Source organism: Thermosynechococcus sp. FA-CM-4201 (assembly GCF_054689355.1).
In genome coordinates this window covers 1,076,816-1,099,214 of sequence record NZ_CP079920.1, presented here as the reverse complement: position 1 = coordinate 1,099,214, position 22,399 = coordinate 1,076,816, and the positions used below count along the sequence as shown (strand labels likewise).

The window sequence follows — 22,399 nt, the reverse complement described above, 5'->3', positions numbered from 1 at the left end:
TTGACCCTTGTTTTCTGAGGATACTCGTATCAAAATAGCCCTAGAATTCCTAACTGTGCCTTATTCACTGTGGCAGATTTTCAGGAACAGCTTCAACGTCTGCAAGAGCAACTGCAACGGGCGCAGGCGCGAGCAAATGAACTGCCGTCACTGGTTCCTGAACCGCCCCCACCGCCTGTGGATCCCGAAGCCCCCGAATGGGCGGATGAACGGGCACGGATTGAAGCCCGCGTGCGCAGTGAAACCTCTGTTGCTGAACTTCAGGCACAACTGATTGAAGCCCTCTTGGAAAATGAACGGCTACGGCGTGCCCTAGAGGAAGAGCGGCAAAATCATGCCCGTACCCGTGAGGGACTCATTACCGCCTTGGGGGATGCTTTGGATACCCTCAAACAGCGGCGGCGATCGCCGAAACCCCCCTAGGGACTCGGCCACAGTGCTACGCTTAAACCCACCAGCACCAGACTGCCCCCCGTGATTACTGCCGTTGTGGGCACCTCACCAAAGAGGAGCAGGGCAAAGAAACTCGCAGCAATCGGTTCTGCCAACACTAGAAGGGTGACCCATGTGGGGGAGAGCCAACGCACGCCCCAATTGAGACTGGTGTGCCCCACCAACTGCGGAATCAGCGCTAGCAGGAGAATAGCGCCATAGAGCTTTAGCGGCCAACCTGTGTAGGCAAAGCCAAGGAGGGGCGGCAGAGGGAGAAGCACCAGAGCAGCAGTGGCATAGGCAACAAGGGCGTAGTGGTGAATTGCAAGACCCGCCTTTTGAGCCGCTTGACCACAAATAAAGTAGGCACTGACCGCCCAGGCCGCAGCGATCGCCAGCGCATTTCCCAGCAGGGGGTTCCTTGCCACAGCACTGGTCGGTTCTCCGGTTCCAATCAGGGCACTGCCACCAAGCGCGATCGCCATGCCCACCCAAGCACGGGGTTTAAGGGTTTGTCGCTGCCAAAGGTACCCCACGAGTGCCGACCAGATCGGGGTTGTGGTCACCAGCGTTGTTGAGGCTGCCACCGAGGTGTAGTTCAGTGAGGTAAACCAGAGGCTAAAGTGCGCCGCAAGGGCAACCCCAGCAGCCAGTGCCCAACGCAGATTTTGGCGAGTCAGGTCTAGCCACGGCCACGTGTAAAGTTGCGGGATCAACAAGAGGGCCGCCAGACTCAGGCGACCACTGGCCAAGAAAATACTCAACCCCACGGTCATGCCTAGGGAATCAGTGGCTAAGCCAGCAACGCCCCAGCGCACCAGCACAGCAGCCGTAGAAACCGCCAACACGCCCACGCCGAGCACAAGGGCGATTTGCCAATGGGGCGGCCTATTTACCGACATCGGGAATGACGACGGGAGCCTCACCATCGAGACCAAAGGCCGTATGCACCGCCCGCAGCGCCCGCACCCCCTCGGATTCTGCCACCACACAACTCACGCGAATTTCCGAGGTAGCAATCATTTGAATGTTGATGTTTTCACGGGCAAGAGCCGCAAACATTTGCGCCGCAATCCCCGGACGGTGGATCATCCCCACACCGACAATACTCACTTTGGCGATCGCCGTATCTACGAGGATGTCGCCGTAGCCCAATTGGGTCTGAACCCCTTTGAGCAGTTCCGTGGCTCGCTCGGCATCGGCAGAGGCCACCGTAAAGGCAATATCGCGGGTCATCACACCCCCGAGGGAGCGCGATCGCTGGGATTGGATAATCATGTCCACGCTAATGGCGGCGTCCGCAAGGGTCTGGAAAATTGCCGCCGCCATACCGGGGCGATCAGGCACATCGCGAATCGCAATCCGCGCCTGCTTGGGATCAAGGGCAACACCCCGCACCGGTGGGGCATCGGGGGTTTCTTGGGGGGCAGTGGTGGCGGCTTCCACATCAAAGGTTTGGGAAAGGACGGCGATCGCTCGACCTGCATCCGCTGCGGCCACTGTACAACTGACATTTACTTCAGACGTGGAAATCATTTGTAGGTTAATACCCGCTGCCGCCAAGGCCGAAAACATCTGAGCCGCCACCCCCGGTCGGCCAATCATCCCTGCACCTGTGATACTCACCTTGGCAATGTCGGCATCCACGAGCACATCCGTTTCTTCAACCCGTGGATTCAAGCGGGGATAAAAGGCGACAGCAACAGCCTCGGCTTGTTTAAGAACGCTCTTTTGCACCGTGAAGGCAATATCGTTCGTTTGCCCTTCGTGAATGGATTGGATAATCAAATCCACATCCAGGTTTTGCCGTGCCAGTTCGCCAAAAAGCTGTGCCGCAACGCCGGGGCGATCGGCCACCCGCAGCAGTGCCACCTTCGCCTGATCCGTGTCCAGTGCCACACCATCCACCGGCTTGCCCAGTTCAAGATTTTCCACGGGACGGGGTGGCCGCGACGGTGCAATGACGCGAGTACCGGGATCATCTGTCCAACTGGAGCGCACCACCAAATCCACGCCATAGTTGCGGGCAATTTCCACCGCGCGGGGGTGCAAGACCTTTGCCCCTAGGCTCGCCAACTCCAGCATTTCGTCACAGGTAATCTCGCTCATGAGTTGGGCATTGGGCACCAGTCGCGGATCAGTCGTCAAAATGCCGGGGACATCGGTGTAAATTTCACAGCAATCCGCCCGCAAAGCCGCCGCCAAGGCCACAGCCGAGGTATCGGAACCGCCGCGCCCAAGGGTAGTGACTTCAAAATCCGCAGCAGCAGTAATCCCCTGAAAACCCGCCACAACCACCACTTGTCCTTCTTTGAGGTGCCGTTCGAGGCGCTGGGTCTCAATGTGGAGAATGCGGGCACGGGTGTGGGCCGGTTCGGTAACAATCCCTACTTGGGCACCGGTGAGGGAAATGGCGGGTTCCCCCAAGGCATGGAGCGCCATCGTCAACAGGGCGATCGAGACCTGCTCCCCCGTCGAAAGCAGCATATCCATTTCCCGCTGACTGGGGCGATCGCTAATGGCATAGGCCAGTTGCACCAAGCTATCCGTGGTTTTGCCCATGGCCGAGACCACCACCACTACCTGATGTCCCGCTGCCACAGTCGCCTTGACCCTGCGGGCTACCGCTTGAATGCGCTCGACACTACCGACGGACGTGCCGCCATACTTTTGTACAATCAGTCCCATGGGCGTTCTAAAGAGAATGCTGTCCTATTTTATATTTAGGGCGGTGATTCTTGGCTGTGGCTGATCCGTGGCGCTAGGGAACTAAAAAATCGCTGTTAAACTGGAAATTAGAACTGAATTGCGGAAACGGGTGCCGATGAAATACGCTCAACGCCTTTCCCAACGGCTGAGTCAACTGGCTTTGGTCGTGGGTCTCTCGTTAGCTCCCACTAACATTGGTCTAGCGCAGTCGAGCAATAACAACACCGTTTCCTACAGTCAATTTCTCAATGCCCTCAAAGCGGGTGAAGTCAGCTCTGTTGAACTCTATCAGGAACAAGGGCTAGCCAAGTTTCGCCGCAAAGATCAACCCGAACAATCTCCGCCTCAAGAGGTACGGCTCTTTGATCGCAATCCTGAACTTGTCGAACTGCTGCGCCAAGTAAGTACCCGCTATGACACGACGGTGCGGGTGGTGCCCTCGAGCAGTGATGGGGCAGTGGTTGGCGTCATTTCTAACTTGATGCTGGGCTTCTTTCTGCTGATTTTATTCCTGATGATTTTGCGGCGGGCGAGTAATGCCCCCGGCGGCCCTGGGCAGATTCTCAACTTTGGCAAATCCCGTGCCCGCTTTCAAATGGAGGCACAAACGGGGGTGACCTTTGGCGATGTGGCCGGGATTGAAGAGGCCAAAGAAGAGCTTCAGGAAGTCGTGACCTTTCTCAAGAATTCAGAGAAATTTACCTCTATTGGTGCCCGTATTCCCAAGGGGGTGCTGCTGATTGGGCCACCAGGAACGGGGAAAACACTCCTTGCCAAGGCGATCGCCGGTGAAGCCGGGGTGCCCTTCTTTTCCATTTCTGGTTCTGAATTTGTGGAAATGTTTGTGGGCGTCGGTGCTTCCCGTGTACGGGATCTCTTCAGAAAGGCCAAAGAAAACGCCCCTTGTCTGGTGTTTATTGATGAAATTGATGCCGTCGGTCGCCAACGGGGTGCCGGCATTGGCGGTGGCAATGATGAGCGCGAGCAAACCCTCAACCAACTCCTGACGGAAATGGATGGCTTTGAGGGTAACACGGGCATTATTGTCATTGCGGCAACGAACCGCCCCGATGTTTTGGATGCTGCCCTACTGCGTCCGGGCCGCTTTGACCGCCAAATTACCGTTGATTTGCCCAGCTACAAGGGACGCCTGCAAATTCTCCAAGTCCATGCGCGGGACAAGAAAATTGCCCCCGAGGTGTCCCTAGAGGCGATCGCCCGCCGTACCCCCGGCTTTTCGGGTGCCGAACTGGCCAACCTCCTCAATGAAGCCGCGATTCTCACTGCCCGGCGTCGCAAACCTGCCATTACGAATGCCGAAATTGACGATGCCATTGATCGCGTGACGATTGGCATGACGCTCACGCCTCTCCTCGACAGTAAGAAAAAGTGGCTGATTGCCTACCACGAAGTGGGTCATGCTCTACTGATGACGCTCTTGAAACACGCGGATCCCCTCAATAAAGTGACCATTATTCCCCGCTCTGGGGGCGTTGGCGGCTTTGCCCAGCAGATCTTTGATGAAGAGCGGGTGGATAGTGGCCTCTATACCCGCGCATGGCTCCTCGACGAGATCACGATTCTATTGGGGGGGCGCGCTGCCGAAGTAGAAATCTTTGGCGATGCTGAAGTCACCGTGGGTGCCAGTAGCGACTTGCGAGCGGTAGCCAATCTGGCGCGGGAAATGGTGACCCGTTACGGTATGTCGGATTTGGGACACTTAGCCCTTGAAACGCCGGGCAACGAGGTCTTTTTGGGTCGCGATCTCATGCCCCGCGCTGAATATTCTGAAGCCGTGGCCGTGCAAATTGACCACCAAGTGCGTGAGATTGTTATGCACTGCTACGAGATTGCCCGCAAACTCATCCGCGAGCATCGGGTGGCCATTGATAAGCTAGTGGAGCTGCTCCTTGAGAAGGAAACCATTGACGGTGATGAGTTCCGTGCCTTGGTGCGCCAATATACCACCCTACCTGTCAAAGACCCCACTTGGAAGGCGACAGCGACGCCAGTATCCTTTCGTCAGGGTGCCCAGCCGTCCTAGGCAAGGAGGCAACGGTGAGCCATGAGCGGCAGGCAGTCCGCCACCTGTTAGTCCTCGAAGATAGTGAGGGGCGGCGACCCATTTTGCTAGAGGCAGCCACCTATTCCATCGGTCGCGATCCAACGAATTCAATTGTGCTCCACTCGAAGATGGTCTCACGGCAGCACGCGATTTTGTTACGGGTGACCAGTCCTGAAACCAATAGCCATCTTTTTCGCCTCATTGATGGTGATTTGCAGGGCAAGCGCAGTACGAATGGCACTCTGGTCAATGGCCAGCGGATTGTTGCCCATGATTTGCGTGGCGGCGACATGATTGTCTTTGGCGGCGATGTGCGTGCCCGCTACTTGACCTTAACCAACATGACGGATACGGAGTTTCAGGATTTTTGCCGCAGTACCGATGTCTTAGGCTTTCTCTCCAAAAGCACCAATCCCTTTGCAACGCTTGTCCCCCTCAATGAAGGTAATATCGAGAATTTTAGTGAAGCGGCCTTAGTGCGCTTGGCCTCCTATCCGGAGCTGACGCCCAACCCAATTTTGGAAGTGGATTTAGAAGGGAGGGTGACATATCTCAATCCAGCGGCAGTGATGCAGTTTCGGGATCTACAGCAACAGAAGTTGACTCATCCTCTGCTGTTGGGATTGCCGGAACTAGCACGCTACATGAAGCAAACCCAAGAAAAAGTCCATGTGCGGGAGGTGGAGTACCAAGGGCGCATCTACGAGCAATCAATTCACTACATCTATGAAAGTGAGCTGATCCGCAGTTATGTCATGGATGTCACCGATCGCAAGCGAGCCGAGGAACAACTGCGCAACCAAGCCCGCCGTGAGGCCATCATTAACCGCATCATTCAAGCCATGCGCACCACCATGGTGGCAGCGGAAGTCCTGCAAATTACGGCTGATTTACTCCTAGAAGCCTTGGGATCAACCCTCTGTCTGATTACCCAAACCCATGCTCCCAATAGCCCTACCTATGCCAGCCGTCCTCAATTTGTCAGCTTACCCAACTATTTGATTGCGCTGAACCAGCAGGCGATCGCCCTCTTTGAACCCGCCCTCAGCAACGGTGAGCAGGTGGTCTTGGCGGCTAGTTGTACGGATTTACCGGAGCCGCTGCAAACGGATCTCAGAACCTTCAACGTCAACGCTTTGGTGATCACCCCGCTGATTTACCTCGGCCAACTCCTTGGGCAAATTACGCTCCTCGATTGTGAGTGGGAACCCAGTGAGGCAACCTCCGTTTTGGCGAGCGATCGCCAGCTTTGGCAACAAACCCTGCCCAAGTCTTGGACGCCAGAAGATTTAAGCCTTGTCAAAACCATTGCCGATCAGTGTGCCCTCGCCATTCACCAAGCGCAGCTTTACCAGCAGGTGCAAGAACTCAATGCCGATTTAGAGCGACAAGTGCGCGCCCGTACTGCCGAACTGGAACAGAAAATGCAGGAGCTAGAGCGGCTCAATGCGATTAAGGATGATTTCTTGAGCACCGTTTCCCATGAGTTGCGTACCCCCATGGCGAATATGAAAATGGCCATCTATATGCTGAAGCAATTTGCCACCGACGATCGCCAGAAACGCTACCTCGACATTCTCACCAATGAGTGCAACCGCGAAACGGAATTGATCAATGATTTGCTGGATCTGCAACGCCTAGAGGCAGGGCGCAGCCAAATTCAACAAGAGGTGATTGATCTCGACAGTTGGCTGCCCTCGGTGCTTGAACCCTTTCGCAACCGCATGCAACAGCGGCAGCAATCCCTTGAGATTTTGCGCCCCCCCACGTTGCCGCCCCTCCTCTCCAACCGCCATGCCTTAGCCCGCATCTTGGCAGAGTTACTCAACAATGCCTGTAAGTACAGCCCTGCTGGTGCACAGATTGTTGTCCGTTTTGATCCCATCGGGGGCGATCGCCTGCAAATTCAAGTGAGTAATCCCTCAGAGATTCCCAGTGAGGAGCTACCGCGCATCTTTGAAAAGTTTTATCGCATTCCCAATGCCGATCCGTGGCAACAGGGGGGAACGGGCTTAGGCCTTGCCCTCACCCAAAAACTCGTGGAGCAATTGCAGGGTGAAATTAGCGCCGACAGTGAAGCGGGCATTACCACCTTTACCCTCAGCCTACCCACTGCATCAGGTGATCCCGCTGCCTGATAAAATAGGGTGCTAACGTTTTTAGGGTGCCATGACCCTTTCGCGAGTCGCTTTAAGTAGCCTACAGCAAGACCTTGAACAGTTAATTCGTCGCTTGGATAGTGTGCCCCACGGCGACGTGATTTACCAAGCCCTGCAACTTTTTCTGGATATTGCCGATGAGGAACTGGAACGACTAGATTGGAAGATTCTGCGTTCCTGCCTGCGGGATATGCACCAAGCCCTGCGGGTCTTTGCCCCCTATCGCCATACTCGCAAAATTTCGATCTTTGGCTCCGCTCGCACCCCCTCCACCGCGCCAGTCTATGAAATGGCGGTGCGCTTTGCTCAGGCGGCGAGTGCCACGGGGTTTATGATTATCACCGGTGCCGGGGGGGGCATCATGGAAGCCGGCAACAAAGGGGCAGGCCCCAACAAGTCCTTTGGCCTGAACATTGAACTCCCCTTTGAGCAGGGTGCTAATCCCTACATTGAAGGGGATCCGCGCCTGATTCACTTTAAGTACTTCTTTACGCGCAAGCTCTTTTTGCTCAAGGAAACCGATGCCATTGCCGTCTTTCCCGGTGGCTTTGGCACCCAAGATGAAGCCTTTGAATGCTTGACCCTCTGCCAAACGGGCAAAGCCCCCCCTAAGCCATTGGTTTTGATGGATGTGCCCGGGGGTACCTACTGGCAACACTGGGATCGGTTTATTCGTGAAGAATTGGCAGCCAAGGGACTGATTAACGGTGAAGATCAGGAACTCTACCGCATCTGCACCAGTGTTGAGGAAGGCTTAGCCTATCTGAGTGGCTTTTATCGTGTCTATCACTCTAGCCGCTATGTGGGCGATCGCTTGGTGCTGCGGTTGAACCAAGACATTAGTGATGCCGCCTTGGCAGAACTCAATCGCGATTTTCAAGACATTCTTGTGTCGGGGCAGATTGAACGCGCAGAACCCTTGCCTCGGGAAGTGGAAGATGAGCAACCCATTAACCGCCCTGCCTTGACCCACACGCTCCACCTGCCGCGATTGATCTTGCACTTTAACCAGCGGGACTACAGCCGTCTTTACCAACTCATCTATCGCCTCAATGGCTTTGCCACGGCGGAGACTGTGTACCATCCCGAACGCAAATAGGCGATCGCCCTTCGATTAGCTTGCAGTTTTTGATCACTCTAGATAAACACACGCCCATGATCGAACGCTATACCCTTGCCCCGATGGGGAATCTCTGGACGGATGCCTACAAATTCAAAACATGGCTCGATGTTGAGATTGCGGTCTGCGAAGCCCAAGCCGAACTGGGGCATATTCCTGCCGACGCCGTCGCTGAAATCAAAGCCAAGGCCAAGTTTGACCCCCAACGGGTGCTGGAAATTGAAGCAGAGGTAAAGCACGATGTCATTGCCTTCCTCACCAATGTCAACGAGAATGTTGGCGATGCCGGGCGCTATATTCACCTTGGCTTGACCAGCTCCGATGTCCTTGACACCGGTTTAGCCCTGCAATTGGTGGCCAGTCTCAGCCTGATCCAAGAGCAGTTGGAGCATCTCATTCAGGCGGTGCGTCACCGCGCCCAAGAACATCGCTATACGGTGATGGTGGGACGCAGTCATGGAATTCATGCCGAGCCAATTACGTTTGGCTTTAAGCTGGCTGGTTGGTTGGCGGAGCTGCTGCGCCATCGCGATCGCCTGTGTCAATTGCAGCGCACCGTGGCCGTGGGCAAAATTTCTGGGGCAGTGGGCACCTATGCCAATGTGGATCCACGTGTAGAGGCGATCGCCTGCCAAAAACTAGGACTGCAACCCGATACCGCTTCGACGCAGGTGATTTCCCGCGATCGCCATGCCGACTATGCCCAAACCCTTGCCCTCTTGGGAGCCAGCCTCGAGCGCTTTGCCGTTGAGATTCGCAATCTTCAGCGCACCGATGTTCTGGAAGTCGAGGAATTCTTCTCGAAGGGACAAAAAGGCTCCTCTGCCATGCCCCACAAACGCAATCCCATTCGTTCCGAACGGCTGACCGGTCTAGCGCGGGTGCTGCGGGGCAATGCCTTGGCGGCCCTGGAAAATGTTGCCCTCTGGCATGAACGGGATATTTCCCACAGTGCGGTAGAACGGGTGATTTTGCCCGATAGCTCGATTCTCAGCCACTTTATGCTGGTGGAAATGACCGACTTAGTGCAGACGCTACAAATCTACCCCGAGAATATGCGCCGCAATATGAACTGCTACGGCGGTGTCATCTTTAGTCAGCGGGTGCTCTTGGCGCTGGTGGAGAAGGGGCTGAGTCGCGAAGCCGCCTATGCCTTGGTGCAAAAACACGCCCACGCCGCGTGGAATCAACCCAATGGCGATTTTGCGGCCAACCTCAAAGGGGATCCAGAAATTCAGCGCTACCTGACACCAGAGGAACTCGAGGCCTGCTTTAACCCTGAACATCACCTCAAGCACCTCGAGGAAATTTACCAGCGGTTGGGGATTTAGACCGAATTGAGGTGGGCTTCAAGGTCGCTAATCCGAAAGAGCGATCGCAGGGGGATCCCTTGAGCGGCAAAGGCAGCTTCCCCGCCTGCTTGGCGATCGACAATGGCCAGAACCTCATTCACGACATAGCCTGCCTCTTGGAGCCGCAGCACCGCCTTGAGGGCAGATCCCCCCGTCGTGATCACATCCTCAAGCACTGTGATCACCGCCCCTTGGGGCAAGGGGGGACCTTCAATAAAGCTCATCGTGCCGTGGCCTTTGGCTTCCTTGCGCACAATCAGCGCCGCCCGATCCTGCCCCTGCACATTGGAGAGCACGCTCACTGCCACCACTAAGGGATCCGCCCCAAGGGTGAGACCCGCCACCGCCACCACTTCAGGGGCTAACTGCGCTAAGAAGAGCCGTCCCACCAGGTAAGCACCCCGCGCCGATAGGGTCACGGGTTTGCAGTTGATGTAGTAGTGGCTTTTTTGGCCAGAGGAAAGGATAAACTCGCCGGCACGGTAGGCATCGCGGCACAGAAGCGCCAAGAGTTCCTGACGCAGGTCAGCAAGGGAATCGTGCATAGTGTTCTCCACAGTTAGGGGGTTGAGCTAGCGGGCACGCGAAACCAATGGGTGGTGCCGTCCTTTTGATCCACGAGTTTGACCCCTTGAGCCAAAAGGAGATCCCGCAGGCGATCGCTCTCGGCATAGTTTTTGGCTTGGCGGGCAGCAGTGCGAGCGGCAATCAGGTTTTGAATCTCCTCATCGGTGAGTCCCATCGTTGGCGAAGTTTTTGGCGCCTCTTTGGCCTCTAGACCCAAGACTTGCGCAAGGGCAACCAAGGTGTGCCAATCGCGACTCACCTCAGCGGGCGATCGCCCCAAGTCTCCCCCATGGAGATAGCGGTGCTGCTCACGATTCAGGGTTTTCGCCAGTTCAAAGACCACGGCGAGGGCAGCGGCGGTGTTCAAGTCCTCATCCATCGCTTGACAAAAGGCTTGAGTACTGGGGTGGCTTTTTACCGCTTCTGGAGCCGTGGGGGGCAGGGGAATCTGCTGATGCATGCGCAGGGCTTCCGCGAGGGTTTGCCAGCCCTTGGCAGCGGCGCTTAGTGCTTCTGGCGTAAAGTCCAAGGGTTTGCGGTACTGAGCCTGCAAAACCAACAGGCGCAAGGCCATGGCATCCACCCCCTGAGTCAGCAGGTCACGAATGGTTGTGAAATTCCCCAAGGACTTGGACATTTTCTCAGTGTTGACGGTGACAAAGCCATTGTGGAGCCAAAATCGGGCTAGGGGCTGTTGCGTCACCGCCTCCGATTGGGCAATTTCATTCTCGTGGTGGGGGAAAATTAAATCCATGCCGCCGCAGTGGATATCCACCGTTGCCCCAAAGGCTTGTCGCACCATTGCCGAGCATTCAATGTGCCAGCCGGGGCGCCCTTTACCCCAAGGGGCTTCCCACGGGTCATAGACACCCATTTCCTCGGGCTTCGCCGCTTTCCAGAGGGCAAAATCAAGGGGATGGCGTTTGCGCTGCTCCTCCTCTTCCTCAACGCGGCCACTGGCACCGGCCATGAGTTGCTCAAGCTGGCGCCCGGAGAGCTTGCCATAGCTGGGAAATTGCGCCACGGCATAGTAAACATCCCCACCGGCCACATAGGCATAGCCGCGATCCAGTAGCCCTTGAATGAGGTGAATAATTTCTGGAATCACCTCTGTCGCGCGGGGATAAGCAGTGGCCGGCAGGATATTCAAGGCCGCCATGTCCTCGTGGTAGGCGGCAATGTAGCGATCGCTGACCGTCGCCATGGTTTCACCGTTTTCATGGGCACGGCGAAGAATTTTGTCATCAACATCAGTAAAATTCTGCACATAGTGCACCGCGTAGCCCAAGAACGTGAGATAGCGGCGCAGCACATCCCAAGCCACATAGGAACGGGCGTGCCCCAAATGGCAATAGTCATACACCGTGACACCACAGGCATAGATCGTCACCCGCTCTGGGTGCAGGGGCGAGAAGGGTTCAAGGCGGCGAGACAGCGTGTTGTACAGATGTAAGGGCACAGAAACACCCCGCAAGGATCAACAGTTGCAGCAGCAAATCGCTCTTTGATAGGATATAGGATACCAAATTCATCATTATCGAGGACAAACACACCCCCATGGCCAAAAAAAGCATGATCGAACGGGAAAAAAAGCGGCAACGGCTCGTTGCTAAATACGCCAGCAAACGCCAAGAACTCAAGGCTCAACTGGCCAGTGCCGAAACCCAAGAAGAGATCATGAGCATCCATCGTCAATTGCAACAGTTGCCCCGCAATAGTGCCCCTTCACGGCTGCGGAATCGCTGCTGGTTGACGGGTCGTCCTCGTGGTTACTATCGCGATTTTGGCCTCTGCCGCAACGCCCTGCGGGAAATGGCACACCAAGGGTTACTGCCGGGGGTTGTCAAGTCCAGTTGGTAAATTGGCTCTGCTACCCTAGAGCTAATAGGGTTGAGGCAAAACCATGGCAGAGCGATTATCCCCAGCGGATATTGAGGCACAGCTAGCTAGCCTACCCGGCTGGAAATTGGCGGGCGATCGCCTTGAGCAAACCTTTACCTTCAAAGACTTCCTAGGCTCCATTGCCTTTGTCAATCGTCTGGTAGATCCCGCTGAGCAGGCCGGGCATCACCCTGATTTATCCATTTCTTGGAATCGGGTCACGGTCTGCCTTACCACCCATGATGCTGGCGGGATTACCCAAAAGGACATTGATCTGGCCAAGGTGATCTCCGATCTGGCCGCAGCATAAATTTCGTCAGCGTTTGCCAACATTTAAGGATTGGGCAAAGAAAGCAGAACTACGATAGAAGGTAGTGCCCGCGATCGCCCATCCTATGAATACCGCCGAATTACTCGTGAAATGCCTTGAAAATGAAGGCGTTGAATATATTTTTGGTCTGCCGGGGGAAGAAAATCTCGATGTCCTGCAAGCGCTGCGTCGCTCCCCCATTCAATTTATTACCACCCGCCACGAACAGGGGGCGGCCTTTATGGCCGATGTCTATGGTCGCCTCACCGGTAAAGCGGGGGTGTGTCTCTCGACCCTTGGCCCCGGTGCCACGAACTTAATGACCGGTGTTGCCGATGCCAACCTCGATGGCGCTCCTCTTGTGGCCATTACAGGACAAGTGGGGACGGATCGGATGCACATCGAGTCCCACCAATATCTGGACTTGGTGGCCATGTTTAGCCCGGTTACCAAATGGAATGCCCAGATCGTCCGCCCCAGCATTACACCGGAAATTGTCCGCAAGGCCTTTAAGATTGCCCAAAATGAAAAGCCGGGGGCGGTTCACATTGATGTGCCCGAGAACATTGCCGCCATGGAAGCTGAGGGCTATCCCCTCAAGCCTAGCCCCCCCGAAAAAACCTATGCCTCGTTCCAGAGCATTCTCAAGGCCGCTGAACTGATCAATGCTGCTGAGAACCCCCTGATCCTGGTGGGAAATGGCGCCATTCGTGCCCATGCTGCCGCTGCCCTCACCCACTTTGCCGAAAAGCTGAATATCCCTGTGGCCAATACCTTCATGGGTAAAGGGGTCATTCCCTATCAGCACTCCCTTGCCCTGTGGACGGTGGGACTCCAACAGCGGGATTACATTAGCTGCGGCTTTGATCATGCTGACTTAGTGATTGCCGTTGGCTATGACTTGATTGAGTACTCCCCGAAAAGCTGGAACCCCGATGGCCGCTTGCCCATTATTCATATTGCGGCCACCCATGCGGAAATTGACAGCAGCTACATCCCTGTTGTTGAGGTCGTGGGGGATATTTCTGACTCCCTCTATGAAATTCTCAAGCGGGCCGATCGCCAAGACAAGCCCACCCCCTATGCCGTGCAACTGCGGCAGGACATTGTGGCGGACTATTGCCAATATGCCCAGGATGAGAGTTTTCCCGTCAAGCCGCAAAAGCTTATCTATGACCTGCGCCAAGTGATGGGGCCAGAGGACATTGTGATTTCTGATGTCGGTGCCCACAAGATGTGGATTGCCCGCCACTACCATTGCGATCGCCCCAACACCTGCATCATTTCCAATGGCTTTGCGGCAATGGGGATTGCGGTACCGGGGGCAATGGCGGCGAAATTGGTCTATCCGCAGCGGCATGTGGTGGCAGTCACGGGGGATGGTGGCTTCATGATGAATTTCCAAGAACTGGAAACTGCCCTGCGCATGGGCACGAACTTCACAACCATCATCTTTAATGACGGCGGCTATGGCCTCATCGAGTGGAAGCAGCAGCGCTACTTTGGTGAATCTGCCTATGTCCACTTTGGTAACCCTGACTTTGTTAAGTTGGCCGAAAGCATGGGACTCAAAGGCTATCGCATTGAGGACACCGCTGACTTTATCCCCACGCTGAAAACCGCCTTGGCACAGGATGTCCCCACCATCATTGATGTCCCTGTGGACTACAGCGAGAATCTGCGCTTTAACCAACGCCTTGGGGAGCTAAGCTGCGACACTTAGGCCACGTGCGCCACCCGCATCCAAGGAGCATAGGGGTTGATAAAGCCCGTCACTGTGATCCGTTGCCCATTGCTATAGGCTTGCAGGCGATCGTTCACAGTGGGGTGGAGCGTCACCAAGGGCCAAGACTGTTGATCGGTGCGCAGTTGATAGGCCTGCTCTCCCAGTTTTACAAATTCGCCCGTGACAGTTTGCATTCCGGCACTCACGGTCATGGGTGTGGGCTGGGCGATCGCCACTTCTGGCGGTAGGGGCACTGTCGGATCAAAGGTGCTTAAGGTCTGGAGCTGCCAAGCTGCCCACTCTGGATGTTGCGGCGGCAGATTAAAGAAGGGAAAAATTGCCTGTCGGCACTCCTGAATCAGGGGCTTCAGATCAAGGCTGCCCACCAGTTCGTGCAGCGATTTCCCTTGGCGAATGGCTGTGGCGGCTAACCACCCTGCCCCCTGGCCAATACCCATCACTAGCGGTTGCAAGCGGGTGGCACCATTGGCAATATGGGTCACGGAGATATTTTTTTCTGCGACTAGAAAGCCCTCTATCCTCTGGGGAATCAGCGACGTATAGGGCACCACAAAGGGCGTCCCCGTCCAACGACCGCCCCAACGGATGGACTTAGGGACAAGGGGAAGTTCCATCCCCGGATAGTGGTGATCGTTGGGATAGTTGCCAATGGCAATGCCCGTGTAGTGACCTTGGGCATCAACGGGCGGTGGAGCACTGGGGAGAAGATCCTGCTCGTGAATCGTGGTGAGACCAATCAGGCGCCGGCTTTCACGGTAGTAGGGATGGAGCGCATAGGCACCGCCCCCCAGTTGGCCAGGGAGTTGGGGAAACGTCTCTTCCGCTAGACCATAGCGGCGACCAAAGTGGCGTTGGATGTAGCAGGCAAAATCCTGGGCGTGCCAGCGTGCCTCTTGGCAAAAGGCCTGCCGCTCTTGGGCAGAGCCAATCAGCCGTTCCAGACCCACCCCATAGTCATTCCCCTGCTGCGGCCAGTTGAGCATAAAGCGGTTCCCCGGCAGGCGGCCATAGTTGAGAAAGTGCAGCGGGTCGTAGCCTGCCCAAGCACCGTTAAACTTGTGCTCATCCCAAAGGGGGGAAGGGGGAATCTCCGGGGCAGTGGCACCCTCACCATAGTCCTGTAAAACGACAATCCATGTGGGGGCTTGAACGGGATAGGTTTGAGTCAAGGCGGTGGGTGCTGGGGGTGCTGAGGGTTCTTGGGTTTCTGCCTGCCACTCCCACCCCCAACGATGGGGGATGTCTCCCAAGGCAAGGAGATCGCCGAGTTCTGTGGCGTCAATGGTGATTTGGGCATGGATGGTGAGGGTGGTCAATTCCACGCCGAGGATGCGATCGCCGTGGCGCAAAACCGCTTGGGGAAGCTCACCAACAATCCACGTCAGGTTCGGGGTTGTCTTGACCCACTCGGCAAACAGATCAGCAGCGACCTTTGGCTCAAAGGTAAAGAAACTCACCCAAGCATGATCTAGCCCCCCCGGCTGTCGTTGGGCGATCGCCCGCAGAAACTCGCCCCACAGCCCTGTTTGCCACGCCATCAGTTCATTGCCATCCGGCGCAGCCACCCCAGCACTCGTGAGCATGCCCCCTAGCCACGGCGTTTCACTGACCAGCACCGTTTGCGCACCCGCGCGAGACGCCGTTAAGGCAGCAGCCACCCCCCCTGTGCCACCACCCACCACGAGTACCTCGGTGCGCAGGGTTTGCCTCACTGTTGCGGTTCCTTGGGATCCGTAATCAACCCCCAGCGATCGGGGGGCCAAAAGCGAATCGCCGCACGGCCAATAATGTAATTGCGCGGTACCACTCCCCAGCAGCGACCATCAAAGCTATTATTGCGGTTATCCCCCAAAACCAAGTAACTGTTGGCAGGAATGACTTGGGGTTGAGCCAGATAGGGCTGGATGCCGGCACAGGTATCTACGGATGTAAAGGTTGAGGGGGCAAGATAGGGTTCGGGTAGGGGCTGATTATTGACATAGACCCGCCCTTCGCGCAGTTCGACGCGATCGCCCGGCAAGCCCACCACCCGTTTGATAAAGGCATCGCGAAAGCCCGCCTGCTGAAGCGTGGGGGTTGGATTAAACACAATAATGTCGCCCCGATGGGGGGCATGGAAATAGTAGCTGACTTTTTCAATAATCAGGCGATCGTTAATCAGCAGGGTTTCTTCCATCGAGCCGGTGGGGATATAGCGTGCCTCGGCCACAAATGTCCGAATACCAATGGCAAGAACAGCCGCTAGTCCTAGGGTTTTGGCCATCTCCAGCCACCAAGGTTCTGTGGCCTTTTGGGTCTTGGCTGTCACTGATTCAGGGGTAGAAGCATTTGTGGGTGGCACTTTGCCATCGGACATAGGAAGGAATCTCGCAAACACTCAAAAATTGAAGCCATGCACTCCACGATACTACAGCCATGTGAGGTGAGTGGTCACTTTGATCTTAGAGTGCTTTGGCAAACGTTCTGTTCCACGGGGCAGCTTACGGTTAAAGGATCTGCTCAATCATGTACTGGGCTTGAGTGCCATAACTACCGCCAAAAAGATTGAAGTGATTGAGGATGTGGTACAGGTTGTAGATGGTTTTCCGTTGCCCATAGCCAGCCCCTAGGGGATAGGTGGCGTTGTAGCCCTCATAAAAGGCCGCAGGAAAGCCACCAAAGAGTTCACTCATCGCCAAGTCCACCTCGCGATCGCCATAGTAACTGGCGGGGTCAAAAATCACCGGTTCCCCCGTGCGACAAAAGGCAGCATTTCCCGACCAGAGATCGCCGTGCACTAGGGTAGGGGTTGGTTCATGGTTCAGGAGTTCTGGAATGGCTGCTAGGAGCTTCTCCGCCTTGGGAAAGTGTCCACCCCGACGGCGAGCCAGATCAAACTGATAACGCAGGCGCGCATCACGGAAAAACTCCCCCCAGTTGTCTGACCAAGGGTTGATTTGAGGAGTGGCACCAATGGTGTTATTTTCCGACCAGCCATAGCGATCGCCCGTACCCTTGAGGTGCAACTGTGCCAGCTCTACCCCCATCTGCCACCAATCTCCAGAACTGGTGAGGGGCAAGTATTCCAACACTAAAAAACTCGCGTCCTCAACCACCCCCCATAGCAGGGGAAGGGGAACGCGAATCGCTTGAACCTTGGCGATCGCCCGCAGGGCATTGGCTTCGGCAGCAAACATGGCCTGCCGTTCAGGGCGATTGAATTTCACAAAGAGGGTTTGCTCTGGATGTTGCCACACATAGGTGGTGTTGATACTGCCGCCCCCCACTGCAAGGGCTTTACCCTCATGGAGCCGCTGACCCGTCGCTGCGGCAAATTGATCCCACAACTGTTGCCAGCGACCCACGCCCTCAACCCTTAGTCGTCGTAAATGCGGCACTCAGCAGCATCAGGGTTGTCATCACAGTACTGCTGGAAGGAGGTTTTGTGATCTTGCTGCTCAGCGCGTTGGTGGGCAGCTTCCGCTTGCAGTTCCTCAAGGGCATCCCAAGCAGCGGCACACTGTCCAGAGGTTGCCCCTTCGGTGTCACAGATTTTGTGGGCTTCCTCGCGGGCTTGTTCAATTTGTTTCTCGAGATTACTCATAGAGCCTTTATTGAATCACCGTATTGAGTTTATGCAATCTGCCCAAGGGCAGGAATGCCGTTACTCCACTCTAGCAATGAATGCCCTGAACTGCCAGAAGCTGCATCCCCACCCCTCACCCCCTAGAGGGTACTGTCGGCAACGGTTGCTTCACTGACTAGGCTGGGGGCGGATTGGGTCAGTTGGGCATAGAGGGGCAGATGGTGCTGCGCTACTGCCGGCAGAGCCGCGTGGACATGGCTGGCGATCGCCGTCGTGGTCACATCGTAGGTTTGGGTGGCCAGCTTGGGATACATCCCCACGGCAATAATCGGCACCAAGAGGGACAGGGCAATGAAGGTTTCACGGGGATTGATGTCCAACAGCAGTTTGTCAAACATATCGCCCGCTTGTTTGCCCGTAAAGACACGGCGCACCATCGAGAGCAGATAGACAGGCGTGATAATCACCCCCACAGCCGCAAGGAAAATCATCCCTACTTTGAAGGTGGTGGAGTAGGCATCACTGTTGGTCAAGCCCAAGAAGACCGTGAGTTCACTGACAAAGCCACTCATGCCGGGCAGCGCCAGCGAGGCCATCGAGCCAGCGGTAAACAGGGCAAAGGTTTTCGGCATGGATTGGGCAATACCGCTCATTTTTTCCATGGCCAATGTGTGGGTGCGATCGTAGGTCACCCCGGCCAAGAAGAAGAGGGCAGCCGCAATCAAACCGTGGGAGAGCATTTGCAGCATCGCCCCATTGAGCCCAATGCCATTGAGGGCACCAATGCCCAGCAGCACAAAGCCCATGTGGGAAATCGAGGAGTAGGCCAGCCGCCGCTTCAGGTTTTCTTGGCCAAAGGCGGTTAGAGCACCATAGACAATATTCACGACCCCAAGGGCAATCAGAACAGGGGCCAAGTAGATGTGGGCATCCGGCAGCATTTGCAGGTTGAAGCGAATTAGGCCATAGCCCCCCATTTTCAAGAGCACTCCCGCCAACACCATTGAAACGGGGGCAGAGGCTTCACCGTGGGCATCGGGCAACCAAGTGTGCAGTGGGAAAATCGGCAGTTTGACACCAAAGGCAATCAGGAAGCCACCATAGGCCAAGAGTTCGAGAGCCAAGGGATAGTCCTTGAGACCCAAGGCCGCCATGTTGAGGGTAAAGTCACCGCCATAGAAGGCCATCGCTAGGCCAGCAATCAGGATAAAGAGGGAACCAACGGCAGTGTAGAGGATGAATTTTGTAGCGGCGTATTGGCGTTTGGCACCGCCCCAGATGGAGATCAGCAGATAGACGGGCACCAGTTCCAATTCCCAAATTAGGAAGAAAAGAATGAGGTCTTGGGCGGCAAAGACGCCAATTTGGGCACTGTAGAGCGCCAACATCAGGAAATAAAATAAACGCGGCTTCTGCTTTACTTGCCAAGCCGCAAAGATTGCCACTGTGTTTACCAGACCCGTCAGCAAAATCAGGGGGACGGCAAGGCCATCAACCGCTAGGGACCAGTTCAGGCCGATTTGCGGGAGCCAAGGCACGGTTTCCACCATTTGGATCTGGGCGGATTGGGCATCGTAGTGCTGCCAGAAAACCATTGCCGAGAGGCCAAATTCGAGGAGTGCGATCGCTAGGGCATACCAGCGGACTGTCTTCCCCTCACGGTCGGGCAACACGGGAATGAAAAAGGCTGCCACTAAAGGCAGCAGTGTCAGTACAGTCAGCCAAGGAAATTGGACATTCATCAGACAACCCCCCAAGGGACGAGTCCAGTAATCTGTTCAAGTATCTGAATAAGAATATATACCTATTTGCTAAATGTTGCAAATTGTTAAGCATTTTTCTAAATTATAAAGTTTATGGCACTGCTATTGACAAAAATCTATTCTATAGAGAATTGATATTGATCTGAATAAAGTTAAGATGGGGGTTGACGTGCTTAAGGTTTCTTACCGTTGGTTGCGGCGGTGCAGTTCTATGGCAACAGGCAAGGTGTAACGGCAAAGCAGAATGTTACAGTTTGTTTTAAATACCAAGGTGTCTGCGGGTGGGGTCTCATGATTTTCTTGGAAGCCAGTGTTTTTGTCACTATCCTCGTCGGGTTTCTAGCAACGATCGTCAAGAAAAACCTGCTAATGAAGATTGTGACGATGGATGTTATGAGCACCGGGGTAGTGGCTTTGTTTGTGGTCATTGCCACCCACAGTGGTCTGGTCACGCCCATTGCCCGTGGCGGAGCCTTTGATACTGCCTATGCCGACCCCGTACCCCAAGCCGTGATTTTGACCGCGATCGTGATTGGCCTTTCGATTCAAACGCTGATGCTGGTGGCGGCAATGAAGCTAGCGCGGGATAACCCGACTTTGGAAACGCCAGAAATTGATCAAAAGTATCTGTAGGAAGTGGCAATGACGGAGCTGGCGATCGCTTGGATTTTGTTGCCCTTTGTGGCGGGTTTAACGCTTTACCTATTGCCCCCCTTGGCGCGGGGTCTGACGCTGGCGATCGCGCTTATTTCCCTCTGTGTCGGCTTAGGCATTACCATCAACCAAGTCAACACTGCCTTTGTCCTGCTCGATAGCTTTGGCATTTCCCTGAGCATTGACCCCCTCAGTGGCTACTTTATTGTCACCAATGCCCTCGTGATTTTGGCAGCGCTGTTACATACATGGCAGGAAGGTCATAAGGCATTCTTTTATGTGCTGCTGTGTCTGCTCCACGGCTGTGCCAACACGGTCTTTATTTCAGCGGATTTCCTCAGTCTCTACGTCAATATTGAGGTGCTGGGGATTGTGGTCTTTTTGTTGATTGCCTATCCCCGTAGCGATCGCCCCCTCTGGATTGGCCTGCGCTATCTGATGGTGAGCAACGTGGCCATGCTCTTTTATCTAATGGGGGTGGCGCTTGTCTATCAGACAAACCATAGTTTTGCCTTTAGTGCCCTGATGCAGGCACCGCCAGAGGCTGTGGCACTGATTTTGATGGCATTGTTAGCCAAGGGCGCCATTTTCATTAGTGGGCTTTGGTTGCCCCAAACCAACGTCGTTGCTGCCCCTGTGGTTGCTGCTCTCCTAGCCGGTATTGTCGAAAATGCTGGGGTGTTTAGCCTTGCGCGCGTCAGTCTGCTCTATAGCGACATTGCCGATATTGTGCGGCTGTTTGCCCTCGCCTCGATCTTTTTTGGCCCAATATTTGCCTTGGTGGCCGATGATGTACGACGGATGCTCAGCTTTAGTACCCTTGGCCAACTAGGATGGGTGATCATTGCCCCCCCGGCGGCGGGTTTGTATGCCCTGATGCACGGCTTAGCCAAGGCCAGTCTTTTTTTGAGTGTGGGGGAACTGTGCCACTATCGTCTTAGTGAATTGCGCCAAGAGGGTCTGCCGCGCCCAGTGGCGATCGCCCTGATGATTGCCGGTTATGGCATTGTCGGTGTGCCTTTTCTTGCTGGATTCGCCGCTAAGGCCTTGACCCTGAGTTACCTTGATCCGTGGCAGCAGGGACTCCTCTATGGTGCTGGCTTTTTGACCGCCACAATTTACAGCAAATTCCTCTTTTTGCCCCGCTATCCTAGCAAGACTCTTATGCCCGTGGGCTATAGTGCCGCCACCATGGTGCTCTTGGGTGGGCTATTTCTGGCCAATGCCGGCTACATGGAAGCCTACAGTGGTGGCATGAGTTTGCTACGCGCCTTTTTGCCGCCCTTGGTAGGGTGTGGTCTAGTGGCCTTGGGGGTCTCCCGCTGGGAATCCGCTTGGCGAGGGGCTTGGGAACGTCTAGAGCACCTTCTAGGGGTGATGCTGTTACTCTTACTTGGCTTGGTGGGGTTAGCCCTATGAATTATTTGAACTTTGCCCTGCGCCTGACGATTTGGCTGCTGCTGACGGCGGACTTTGGCTTGGTCAATCTGGCGATCGGGATTCTGGTTTCGCTCCTGCTGCCCCAAGGGCGAGGGGGTATGGCAACACTGCGGCAGTGGCTGAGTACCCTAGGAAAAGTGGCGATGGCTGTTCCCCGTGCCTATATTGAGGCTATTGAAATGATGGTGCGTCCCCATCGTCATGAAGCGATCGTCCGTCAACCCGTTGATCCTACTCGTGCCCCCGGTCTGATTTTTCTGGATATTTTTACGATTACCTTCACCCCCAAGACGATCGTGCTGCACTACGACGAGGAGGGCTGGTTTGAAGTGCATCAACTAGTGGAGCGCAGACCGGAAAAATGACGGCCTTTTTAGTCATCATGCTGCTGATTCTGGGCATTCCCCTCTATGCGGCTTGGAAGGGGGAGCACATCTGGTCGAAGATGTTGGCCTTTGCCAGTATTGCCACAAAGGCAGCCATTATGATCTTGCTGGTGTCAGTGCAGCGGGATGATTGGATGATTGGCATTGTGGGGGTGATCATCCTTAGTGTGGGTAATGGTGCCCTGATGCTCCTGGCGCAGATTCTGCGGCGACTACGGGATGTAGCCAATCTTTAGGGAGGGGGTCAGT

21 protein-coding genes are annotated in these 22,399 nt (G+C 55.3%); 12 read left to right on the top strand and 9 right to left on the bottom strand.

Annotated features, from left to right (window positions below; genetic code table 11):
• Positions 1 to 69 precede the first annotated feature (69 nt).
• Positions 70 to 423 carry a hypothetical protein gene (locus KV190_RS05370; RefSeq protein ID WP_460194919.1) on the top strand — a complete coding sequence of 118 codons (354 nt, stop codon included), beginning with the start codon at positions 70 to 72 and terminating at the stop codon, positions 421 to 423.
• Here KV190_RS05370 and KV190_RS05365 read toward each other — a convergent pair.
• Positions 420 to 1,334 (bottom strand): DMT family transporter, encoded by a 915-nt coding sequence (locus KV190_RS05365; protein WP_460194918.1) that lies wholly within the window; start codon positions 1,332 to 1,334, stop codon positions 420 to 422. The two genes, KV190_RS05370 and KV190_RS05365, sit on opposite strands and share 4 nt — an antisense overlap.
• Entirely contained in the window at positions 1,321 to 3,120 is a 1,800-nt protein-coding gene (locus KV190_RS05360; protein ID WP_460194917.1) for an aspartate kinase, read from the bottom strand. The genes KV190_RS05365 and KV190_RS05360 overlap by 14 nt, the downstream gene beginning before the upstream one ends.
• A gap of 136 nt (positions 3,121 to 3,256) precedes the next feature.
• On the opposite strand from KV190_RS05360, the gene ftsH reads away from it, so the two are divergent.
• From ftsH to purB, 4 genes are read left to right on the top strand one after another with little or no spacing between them, the layout of a single operon-like run.
• Positions 3,257 to 5,185 (top strand): ATP-dependent zinc metalloprotease FtsH, encoded by a 1,929-nt coding sequence (ftsH, locus tag KV190_RS05355; RefSeq protein WP_460194916.1) that lies wholly within the window; start codon positions 3,257 to 3,259, stop codon positions 5,183 to 5,185.
• A gap of 14 nt (positions 5,186 to 5,199) precedes the next feature.
• Complete coding sequence (locus tag KV190_RS05350; RefSeq protein ID WP_460194915.1) at positions 5,200 to 7,344, top strand: ATP-binding protein; 2,145 nt, start codon at positions 5,200 to 5,202, stop codon at positions 7,342 to 7,344.
• A gap of 31 nt (positions 7,345 to 7,375) precedes the next feature.
• Positions 7,376 to 8,464 (top strand): LOG family protein, encoded by a 1,089-nt coding sequence (locus tag KV190_RS05345; RefSeq protein ID WP_460194914.1) that lies wholly within the window; start codon positions 7,376 to 7,378, stop codon positions 8,462 to 8,464.
• A 56-nt stretch (positions 8,465 to 8,520) separates the two neighbouring features.
• On the top strand, positions 8,521 to 9,816 hold the full coding sequence (purB, locus tag KV190_RS05340; RefSeq protein ID WP_460194913.1) for an adenylosuccinate lyase: 1,296 nt from the start codon (positions 8,521 to 8,523) through the stop codon (positions 9,814 to 9,816).
• Here the strand turns inward: purB and pyrE are convergent.
• Both pyrE and cysS read right to left on the bottom strand, forming a co-directional pair.
• Complete coding sequence (pyrE, locus tag KV190_RS05335; RefSeq protein WP_460194912.1) at positions 9,813 to 10,382, bottom strand: orotate phosphoribosyltransferase; 570 nt, start codon at positions 10,380 to 10,382, stop codon at positions 9,813 to 9,815. The genes purB and pyrE overlap by 4 nt on opposite strands.
• 14 nt (positions 10,383 to 10,396) lie before the next feature.
• Positions 10,397 to 11,863 carry a cysteine--tRNA ligase gene (cysS, locus tag KV190_RS05330; RefSeq protein WP_460194911.1) on the bottom strand — a complete coding sequence of 489 codons (1,467 nt, stop codon included), beginning with the start codon at positions 11,861 to 11,863 and terminating at the stop codon, positions 10,397 to 10,399.
• Positions 11,864 to 11,961: 98 nt separating this feature from the next.
• Between cysS and rpsN the strand changes: the two genes are divergently transcribed.
• The 3 genes from rpsN (at position 11,962) to KV190_RS05315 (ending at position 14,318) form a co-directional block, all read left to right on the top strand.
• Complete coding sequence (rpsN, locus tag KV190_RS05325) at positions 11,962 to 12,264, top strand: 30S ribosomal protein S14 (RefSeq protein WP_250683269.1); 303 nt, start codon at positions 11,962 to 11,964, stop codon at positions 12,262 to 12,264.
• Positions 12,265 to 12,307: 43 nt separating this feature from the next.
• On the top strand, positions 12,308 to 12,595 hold the full coding sequence (locus KV190_RS05320; protein ID WP_460194910.1) for a 4a-hydroxytetrahydrobiopterin dehydratase: 288 nt from the start codon (positions 12,308 to 12,310) through the stop codon (positions 12,593 to 12,595).
• A gap of 85 nt (positions 12,596 to 12,680) precedes the next feature.
• Entirely contained in the window at positions 12,681 to 14,318 is a 1,638-nt protein-coding gene (locus KV190_RS05315; protein WP_460194909.1) for an acetolactate synthase large subunit, read from the top strand.
• Here KV190_RS05315 and KV190_RS05310 read toward each other — a convergent pair.
• The 5 genes from KV190_RS05310 to KV190_RS05290 form a co-directional block, all read right to left on the bottom strand.
• Positions 14,315 to 16,054: an FAD-dependent oxidoreductase gene (locus KV190_RS05310; protein ID WP_460194908.1), complete on the bottom strand. Its 1,740-nt coding sequence runs from the start codon at positions 16,052 to 16,054 to the stop codon at positions 14,315 to 14,317. The genes KV190_RS05315 and KV190_RS05310 overlap by 4 nt on opposite strands.
• Positions 16,051 to 16,698: a signal peptidase I gene (lepB, locus tag KV190_RS05305; protein WP_460194907.1), complete on the bottom strand. Its 648-nt coding sequence runs from the start codon at positions 16,696 to 16,698 to the stop codon at positions 16,051 to 16,053. Before lepB ends, KV190_RS05310 begins: the two co-directional genes overlap by 4 nt.
• Before the next feature lie 130 nt (positions 16,699 to 16,828).
• Positions 16,829 to 17,686: a fructosamine kinase family protein gene (locus KV190_RS05300; RefSeq protein WP_460194906.1), complete on the bottom strand. Its 858-nt coding sequence runs from the start codon at positions 17,684 to 17,686 to the stop codon at positions 16,829 to 16,831.
• Positions 17,687 to 17,697: 11 nt separating this feature from the next.
• Positions 17,698 to 17,925, bottom strand: a complete 228-nt coding sequence (locus KV190_RS05295; RefSeq protein WP_011057657.1) for a Calvin cycle protein CP12 — start codon at positions 17,923 to 17,925, stop codon at positions 17,698 to 17,700.
• Between the two features lie 122 nt (positions 17,926 to 18,047).
• Positions 18,048 to 19,649, bottom strand: a complete 1,602-nt coding sequence (locus KV190_RS05290; RefSeq protein WP_460194905.1) for an NAD(P)H-quinone oxidoreductase subunit 4 — start codon at positions 19,647 to 19,649, stop codon at positions 18,048 to 18,050.
• A 312-nt stretch (positions 19,650 to 19,961) separates the two neighbouring features.
• Here KV190_RS05290 and KV190_RS05285 point away from each other — a divergent pair, with 312 nt between their 5' ends.
• The 4 genes from KV190_RS05285 to KV190_RS05270 are packed head-to-tail and all read left to right on the top strand — an operon-like array spanning position 19,962 to position 22,386.
• Positions 19,962 to 20,303, top strand: coding sequence for a cation:proton antiporter subunit C (locus KV190_RS05285; protein WP_460194904.1), 342 nt, complete (start codon positions 19,962 to 19,964; stop codon positions 20,301 to 20,303).
• A 9-nt stretch (positions 20,304 to 20,312) separates the two neighbouring features.
• Entirely contained in the window at positions 20,313 to 21,743 is a 1,431-nt protein-coding gene (locus KV190_RS05280; protein WP_460194903.1) for a cation:proton antiporter, read from the top strand.
• Positions 21,740 to 22,129, top strand: coding sequence for a Na+/H+ antiporter subunit E (locus KV190_RS05275; protein ID WP_460194902.1), 390 nt, complete (start codon positions 21,740 to 21,742; stop codon positions 22,127 to 22,129). The genes KV190_RS05280 and KV190_RS05275 overlap by 4 nt, the downstream gene beginning before the upstream one ends.
• Positions 22,126 to 22,386, top strand: coding sequence for a hypothetical protein (locus KV190_RS05270; RefSeq protein ID WP_181495024.1), 261 nt, complete (start codon positions 22,126 to 22,128; stop codon positions 22,384 to 22,386). Before KV190_RS05275 ends, KV190_RS05270 begins: the two co-directional genes overlap by 4 nt.
• Positions 22,387 to 22,399 lie beyond the last annotated feature (13 nt).

Excerpts from the sequence above, each read along its gene's own strand:
- KV190_RS05365 (WP_460194918.1), bottom strand. The coding sequence starts at position 1,334 with ATGTCGGTAAATAGGCCGCCCCATTGGCAAATCGCCCTTGTGCTCGGC.
- KV190_RS05360 (WP_460194917.1), bottom strand. The coding sequence starts at position 3,120 with ATGGGACTGATTGTACAAAAGTATGGCGGCACGTCCGTCGGTAGTGTC.
- ftsH (WP_460194916.1), top strand. The coding sequence starts at position 3,257 with ATGAAATACGCTCAACGCCTTTCCCAACGGCTGAGTCAACTGGCTTTG.
- KV190_RS05345 (WP_460194914.1), top strand. The coding sequence starts at position 7,376 with ATGACCCTTTCGCGAGTCGCTTTAAGTAGCCTACAGCAAGACCTTGAA.
- purB (WP_460194913.1), top strand. The coding sequence starts at position 8,521 with ATGATCGAACGCTATACCCTTGCCCCGATGGGGAATCTCTGGACGGAT.
- pyrE (WP_460194912.1), bottom strand. The coding sequence starts at position 10,382 with ATGCACGATTCCCTTGCTGACCTGCGTCAGGAACTCTTGGCGCTTCTG.
- rpsN (WP_250683269.1), top strand. The coding sequence starts at position 11,962 with ATGGCCAAAAAAAGCATGATCGAACGGGAAAAAAAGCGGCAACGGCTC.
- KV190_RS05320 (WP_460194910.1), top strand. The coding sequence starts at position 12,308 with ATGGCAGAGCGATTATCCCCAGCGGATATTGAGGCACAGCTAGCTAGC.
- KV190_RS05315 (WP_460194909.1), top strand. The coding sequence starts at position 12,681 with ATGAATACCGCCGAATTACTCGTGAAATGCCTTGAAAATGAAGGCGTT.
- lepB (WP_460194907.1), bottom strand. The coding sequence starts at position 16,698 with ATGTCCGATGGCAAAGTGCCACCCACAAATGCTTCTACCCCTGAATCA.
- KV190_RS05295 (WP_011057657.1), bottom strand. The coding sequence starts at position 17,925 with ATGAGTAATCTCGAGAAACAAATTGAACAAGCCCGCGAGGAAGCCCAC.
- KV190_RS05290 (WP_460194905.1), bottom strand. The coding sequence starts at position 19,649 with ATGAATGTCCAATTTCCTTGGCTGACTGTACTGACACTGCTGCCTTTA.
- KV190_RS05285 (WP_460194904.1), top strand. The coding sequence starts at position 19,962 with ATGATTTTCTTGGAAGCCAGTGTTTTTGTCACTATCCTCGTCGGGTTT.
- KV190_RS05280 (WP_460194903.1), top strand. The coding sequence starts at position 20,313 with ATGACGGAGCTGGCGATCGCTTGGATTTTGTTGCCCTTTGTGGCGGGT.
- KV190_RS05275 (WP_460194902.1), top strand. The coding sequence starts at position 21,740 with ATGAATTATTTGAACTTTGCCCTGCGCCTGACGATTTGGCTGCTGCTG.
- KV190_RS05270 (WP_181495024.1), top strand. The coding sequence starts at position 22,126 with ATGACGGCCTTTTTAGTCATCATGCTGCTGATTCTGGGCATTCCCCTC.